The sequence below is a fragment of the Brevundimonas sp. genome, assembly GCF_023259385.1.
Taxonomy (GTDB): domain Bacteria; phylum Pseudomonadota; class Alphaproteobacteria; order Caulobacterales; family Caulobacteraceae; genus Brevundimonas.
This window is the reverse complement of the sequence record NZ_JAHFPF010000221.1, coordinates 1-5,941: the sequence shown is the minus strand read 5'-3', so window position 1 is coordinate 5,941 and position 5,941 is coordinate 1. Positions and strand designations below refer to the sequence as shown.

Here is a 5,941-nt window from a genome sequence, read left to right as displayed (position 1 = left end):
TACTTGTATCTTATCAAGAACGTTTTTAGGAAGATCCGCAAGGTCACTGTAATCGTACGACACGGCACCTCATCTCCCAACAAATGGACCAGGCACCCGATCCACGAACAAGAAAATATGTAGAACTACCTGCAGATTCCGGATCGCTTCTCGATCACCCGATCCAAGGCGAACCGGAAGAGCCTCTCCCTTTCCTCGGCCATCAGACGAGGGCGTCGCACCAGGTTGAAGTGTTCATCGATCAGCCCGACCGGCTCCTCGGCGGCCGCCGCCTGCGCGCTGGTGATCGTGACCAGGTCCGCACAGCGCCGCAGGGCTTCCTCCGCCGCATAGTTCGCAGACTTCGAGGACCTGGCTTCGCGATAGGCCGCGCGCCGCAGACAACCCTGCGCGCGGCCGAGGGATGTTGAGGGTTCATCGACAGGGCTGGAGGCGACGCCGGCGCTCGCGCCATCATGCCCAGACGCAAGCTGGCATATAGTCGAATCCGATTGTCTACATCCCGCCAGAAGGAGAGCCACAGCCGCCATCCGCAGAACCGCAATCATCATTCGGACGCCCCAGAACTGGAGGCATCCTTCCTTCGAACCCCTCGCTTCGCAAGCGATAGATTCGCGTCGAACGCGTAAGGACCGCGCGGTCCACGGACGGTTTCGCTACCGGGGTCTTGTGCACACAACGCCCCCGCTGGACGAAGCGCGCGCAGTCAAGCTTGGCCGAAACCCCGTCGGGCATTGAATGCAGCCGGCCCTACTTCGGCCAGTCAACCAGACAGTCGGAGGCGCCCAGCGTCATCAGACTCGCGCTTTGGTCGCGCTTGCCGGATGTTGCGACAGGTCGCCGCAGGCTCCGCTTGATAGCCTCGCAACGCCTTGCCTAGCCCAAGCGAAAGCGGCTTCCAGTCCGCATGCGGCGGCCCATCGCACCGGTATCGCCAGAGTCGTGCGTAGTGGATTGTGAGACCTAAGCTCTCCATGCGATCGAATTCTAGATCTGCTTGAGGGGCCCCAGGATCCCCTGCCAGGCGGCGGGCGCGACCTGGCTCAGGTGCATGTCGAAATATTCCATCTCGCCGCGGTTGATTTTCTCGCGCGCGACGGGATCGGAGTTATAGGGCAGCCGGAACTCGATCCCGTCAGCCTCGGCCAGGGCCCCGTCGAGCTCGGGACCGGTGGACGCCCCGGTCCAGACGCGGACCTGGAAGGGATCGCCCCGCCCGTGCGCCCGCTGGATGCGCGCCGCCAGGGCGGCCGGCACGCTCTTGGGATAGCCGGCTCCGGTGAAGCCGCTGAGGCCGATCGTCGTGCCCGGAGCGATCAGGTCCGCCGCCACTTCGGCGCTGACCACCTTGCGCCGATGCGTCTCTGAATTGATCCGGGTCATGCTGACGGCTCCGCTCCCCGTCCCATGAAAGGTCGCGGGTCCCACGACCTTGATCCGGATCAACCGGCGACGTCCCAAGGTAGGCCGACGGGTTCATCGAAACGCTCATCCGGGATAATTTGGCGGCGGCTGCGCCCTTACTCCCACTCGATCGTGCCGGGGGGCTTGGACGTCACGTCGTAGACCACCCGGTTCACGCCCCGCACCTCGTTGATGATGCGCGTGGCGGTCTTGCCCAGGACGTCCCAGGGGAATTGGTAGAAGTCGGCGGTCATGCCGTCTGTGGAGCTCACCGCGCGCAGGGCCAGAACCTTCTCGTAGGTGCGGGCGTCGCCCATGACGCCGACCGTCTTGACCGGAAGCAGCACGGCGAAGGCCTGCCAGATGTCGTCGTACAGGCCCGCCTTGCGGATCTCGTCCAGATAGATGGCGTCGGCCTGTTGCAGGGTCTCGACGGCCTCCGGCGTGATCTCGCCGGGGATGCGGATGGCCAGGCCCGGTCCCGGGAAGGGATGGCGGCCGACGAAGGCGTCGCTCAGGCCCAGTTCGCGGCCCAGGGCGCGGACCTCGTCCTTGAACAGTTCGCGCAGCGGCTCGACCAGCTTCAGCTTCATATAGTCCGGCAGGCCGCCGACGTTGTGGTGGCTCTTGATGACGTGGGCCTTGCCGCTGGACGACGAGACGCTCTCGATCACGTCCGGATAGAGGGTCCCCTGGGCGAGGAAGGCGGCGCCCTCGATCTTGGCGGACTCGCGGTCGAAGATCTCGATGAAGACCCGGCCGATGGTCTTGCGCTTGGTCTCCGGGTCCGACTGGCCGGCCAGCTCGCCCAGGAATTCCTTCGACGCATCAACGTGGATCAGCGGGATGTTGTAGTGCTCGCGGAACAGGGTGGTGACCTGCTTGGCCTCATCCTTGCGCAGCAGGCCGGTGTCCACGAACACGCAGGTCAGCTGGTCGCCGATGGCCTCGTGGATCAGCACGGCCGCGACCGAGGAGTCCACGCCGCCCGACAGGCCGCAGATCACCTTGGCGTCGCCGACCTGTTCGCGGATCTGGGCGATCTTCTCGTCGCGATAGGCCGCCATGGTCCAGTCGCCCTTCAGGCCCGCGATGCCGTGGGTGAAGTTCTTCAGCATCTGGTGGCCGCGCGGGGTGTGCATCACCTCCGGGTGGAACTGCACGCCGTAGAAGCGGCGGGTCTCGTCGGCGATCACCGCATAGGGCGACCCCGACGACGAGGCGACGACGTCGAAGCCCTCGGGGATGGCGACGATCTTGTCGCCGTGGCTCATCCACACCGTCTCTTCCTCGCCGACGGGGGCCAGGCCCTCCAGCAGGGGCGAAGCCTTCTCGACGGTGATCTCGGCGCGGCCGAACTCGCGGGTATGGCCGCCCTCGACCTTGCCGCCCAGCTGCTCGCACATGGTCATCTCGCCGTAGCAGATGCCCAGCACCGGCACGCCCGCCTCGAACACCGCCTGCGGGGCGCGGGGGCTGCCCTCCTCGTGCACGCTCTCGGGTCCGCCGGACAGGATGATCGCCGCCGGGCTCATCGCCGCCATCGCGGCCTCGGCCTTGGCGTAGGGGTGGATCTCGCAATAGACGCTCGCCTCGCGCAGGCGCCGGGCGATCAGCTGTGTCACCTGACTGCCGAAGTCGACGATCAGGACTTTCTGGTGCGAGGCGGTCGTGGTCATGGCGTGAGCGATTCCGGGGAGGGCGTGGAATGGGCGGGGTCTTGGCCGCCTGAAGCGGCAATGGCAAGGGCGGCGAGGCCGTCGGCCTCCAGCACGCCGGTCAGCCGGTCCAGGGCGGCGGCCAGGGCCTCGTCGACGTGGTGCAGGGTCGAGGTCCAGTCCTCCAGAGCCTTCAGCTCGGCGCGGCCGTCCGACACCCCCCGCAGCGCGACCAGCGGCACGCCGAAGGCCTGGGCCGAACGCAGCAGGGCGAAGGTCTCCATGTCGACCATCTCGGCCTCGATGGCGTCATAGGCCGCGCCGCTGATCACCCCCGCGCCGGTGGACAGGGTGGCGGTCGGCACGCCCGGGATCGGACAGGGCAGCGGCAGGACGGCGGGCAGGTCCAGCAGCGGCGTGCGGCCCTTCTCGAACCCGAGCGCGCTGGCGTCCATGTCGCGATAGCCGACCGAGGCCGCCTGATAGACCGCCGCATGCTCCAGCGTCGGAGACCCGCACGAGCCCAGCGAGACGATCAGGTCGGGCAGGTCTCCCCTCGCCTCCAGCCGGGCCAGCGTCGCGGTCAGCACGACCGCAGCCTCGACCGGGCCGACGCCCGTCATCAAGGGCCGGATGCGGGCCTGCAGATGGGCGCCGTACTCCGCCGGGGCCGCCATGACGCAGAGGACCGAGACGTCGCCGTATCGCTCCATGCGCCAGTCGCCGGTCATGCGGCGCGCTCGTACAGGGCGACGAAGAAGCCGTCGGTCTGGGTCGAGGCCGGGGACATTCGAAGGCGGTGTCCGTCGGCCTTCGCCGCCAGGGTCTCGGCCGCGGCGGGGGTCAGGCCCGCGTCCGACAGGGCCGTGGCGACCGGCAGCGGCGCGAACGCCGGATGGGCCGCTTCGAACGCGGCGATTGAAGCCTCGTTCTCGCGGCTCAGCATCGAACAGGTGACATAGACCAGACGCCCGCCCGGCTTCACCAGTTGCGAGGCCTGCGACAGGATGCGGACCTGCAGGGCGTGCAGGCGCTCGACCTCGTCCGGGGTCAGCCGCCAGGCGTCCTCGGGACGGCGCCGCCAGGTGCCCGAGCCGCTGCAGGGCGCATCGACGAAGACCAGGTCGGCCTTGCCGTTCAGGTCCTCGACACCGCCGCCGTTCTGGCCCAGCAGGCAAAGGTCCGCCGCCACGCCGGCGCGGGTCAGGCGGGGACGGATGTTGTCGAGCCGCTTCTGCACCACGTCGCAGGCGACCAGGGTGCCCTGCGCCTGCATGGCTTGCGCCAGCGCCAGGGTCTTGCCGCCGCCGCCGGCGCAATAATCGACCACGGTCATGCCGGGCTGGGCGCCCGCCAGCCACGAGACGATCTGGCTGCCCTCGTCCTGGATCTCGATATGGCCGGTCTTGAAGGCGTCCTGCGCCTGCACATTGGGCGGCGGCTCGCTGGGCAGGCGCAGGCCGAAGGCCGAGAACGGCGTCGGCTCCGGGGTCAATCCGGCGGCGCGCAGCTCGGCCTCCACGTCCGAAACGGTCGCCAGCAGGCCGTTGACGCGCAGGTCGATCGGCGCGCGCGGGGCCATCAGCTCGCGCGCCTCCTCGGCCCAGCGGTCGCCGAAGGTCGCCTTGAAGTCCTCCACCGCGAACTCGGGCAGGCCCGAGGCCACCCAGCCCGGCAGTTCGCCTTCACCGGCGGCGGTCAGGCGCGCGCGCTCCTGCTTCGACAGCGGGCGCGGGCCATAGCCGTCGCCGGCGTGCAGGGCCTCGATCTCATCCAGCGGCAGGGCGTCGATCAGGCTCAGGGAGCTGATCACCAGCGCCCGGCCGTCCTCGCGGCCGCCCATGGCCCAGACCAGCCGTCCGCGGGCGCGCAGCACCTTGTAGACGCGGTCGGCGATGGCCTTGCGGTCCTTGGACCCGGCGTAGCGGTTCGCGGTCCCCCAGGTCTTGAGAACGGCTTCCGCCGGCTGACGGCCCTGGGCGATGCTGTCCAAGATCGAGGCGGCGGCGGCGAGGCGGGCGGCTGGGGTCAATTCAGGTCTTTCAGACGAACAGGGCGACGATCACCATCACCAGCCCGACGGTGGCGGTGACCCACATCAGCGAGCGGACGACGGGGACGCCGAAGGCGTAGAGCGGCACGTAGAGCAGCCGCCCGAAGAAATAGAGATGCGTGCCGATGAAGGTGACGGTGGTCCCGTCCTTACCGGCGATATGCGCCATGATCACGGCGGCGATGAACAGCGGCAGGGTCTCGAACAGATTGGCCTGGGCCCGCATCAGGCGCCCGGCCAGCTTGCCCGGCGGCGGATTGTCTCCGTCGCGCGGGCCCGCGTTCCATTTGGCGCCCAGTTCGGCGGTGCGGGCGATCGCCGCCGCGCCGATCTGGACCAGGGCCAGGATGAGCGTGAAGGCCAGGAGGATGAATTCAGGCGACATATCCATGGCTTGCGCTCTCCTGTTTAGCCCTGCCGATAGTTCGGAGCCTCTCGCGTGATCATCACGTCATGGACGTGGCTTTCCCGCAGCCCCGCCCCGGTGATGCGCACGAAGCGCGCCTTCTCCTGGAAGTCGGCGATGGTGGCGGCGCCGACATAGCCCATGGCCGCCCGCAGGCCGCCGACCATCTGGTGCAGCACCGGCGCGATCGGACCCTTGTACGGGGTCTGGCCCTCGATGCCCTCGGGCACCAGCTTCTGGGTCTCCACTTCCTTCTGGAAGTAGCGGTCCGCCGAACCGGCGCCCATGGCCCCGACCGAGCCCATGCCGCGGTACGACTTGTAGGACCGGCCCTGGTACAGGAAGACCTCGCCCGGGCTCTCGTCCGTGCCCGCGAACATCGAGCCCATCATGGCCACGCTGGCGCCGGCCGCGATGGCC

Annotated in this window: 6 protein-coding genes and 1 pseudogene; all 7 read right to left on the bottom strand. The window is 68.5% G+C overall.

What is annotated here, in order from left to right:
• Nucleotides 1–125: 125 nt before the first annotated feature.
• Nucleotides 126–551 (bottom strand): hypothetical protein, encoded by a 426-nt coding sequence (locus tag Q0C81_RS14895; protein WP_291839604.1) that lies wholly within the window; start codon nucleotides 549–551, stop codon nucleotides 126–128.
• Nucleotides 552–999: 448 nt separating this feature from the next.
• Nucleotides 1,000–1,383 (bottom strand): annotated as a pseudogene (locus Q0C81_RS14890) (propionyl-CoA--succinate CoA transferase); the annotation flags it as partial.
• 137 nt (nucleotides 1,384–1,520) lie between these two features.
• On the bottom strand, nucleotides 1,521–3,083 hold the full coding sequence (gene guaA, locus Q0C81_RS14885; RefSeq protein ID WP_291839603.1) for a glutamine-hydrolyzing GMP synthase: 1,563 nt from the start codon (nucleotides 3,081–3,083) through the stop codon (nucleotides 1,521–1,523).
• Complete coding sequence (locus tag Q0C81_RS14880) at nucleotides 3,080–3,793, bottom strand: 5'-methylthioadenosine/S-adenosylhomocysteine nucleosidase (RefSeq protein WP_291839602.1); 714 nt, start codon at nucleotides 3,791–3,793, stop codon at nucleotides 3,080–3,082. The genes guaA and Q0C81_RS14880 overlap by 4 nt, the downstream gene beginning before the upstream one ends.
• Nucleotides 3,790–5,094, bottom strand: coding sequence for an RsmB/NOP family class I SAM-dependent RNA methyltransferase (locus Q0C81_RS14875; RefSeq protein ID WP_291839600.1), 1,305 nt, complete (start codon nucleotides 5,092–5,094; stop codon nucleotides 3,790–3,792). Before Q0C81_RS14875 ends, Q0C81_RS14880 begins: the two co-directional genes overlap by 4 nt.
• Nucleotides 5,095–5,104: 10 nt before the next feature.
• Entirely contained in the window at nucleotides 5,105–5,506 is a 402-nt protein-coding gene (locus Q0C81_RS14870; protein WP_291839598.1) for an MAPEG family protein, read from the bottom strand.
• Nucleotides 5,507–5,523: 17 nt separating this feature from the next.
• A partial coding sequence (locus Q0C81_RS14865; protein ID WP_291839596.1) for an IMP dehydrogenase occupies nucleotides 5,524–5,941 on the bottom strand: 418 nt, incomplete at its 5' end.

Coding starts and splice junctions, on each gene's coding strand:
- Q0C81_RS14870 (WP_291839598.1), bottom strand. CDS start 5,506: ATGGATATGTCGCCTGAATTCATCCTCCTGGCCTTCACGCTCATCCTG.
- guaA (WP_291839603.1), bottom strand. CDS start 3,083: ATGACCACGACCGCCTCGCACCAGAAAGTCCTGATCGTCGACTTCGGC.
- Q0C81_RS14895 (WP_291839604.1), bottom strand. CDS start 551: ATGATGATTGCGGTTCTGCGGATGGCGGCTGTGGCTCTCCTTCTGGCG.
- Q0C81_RS14880 (WP_291839602.1), bottom strand. CDS start 3,793: ATGACCGGCGACTGGCGCATGGAGCGATACGGCGACGTCTCGGTCCTC.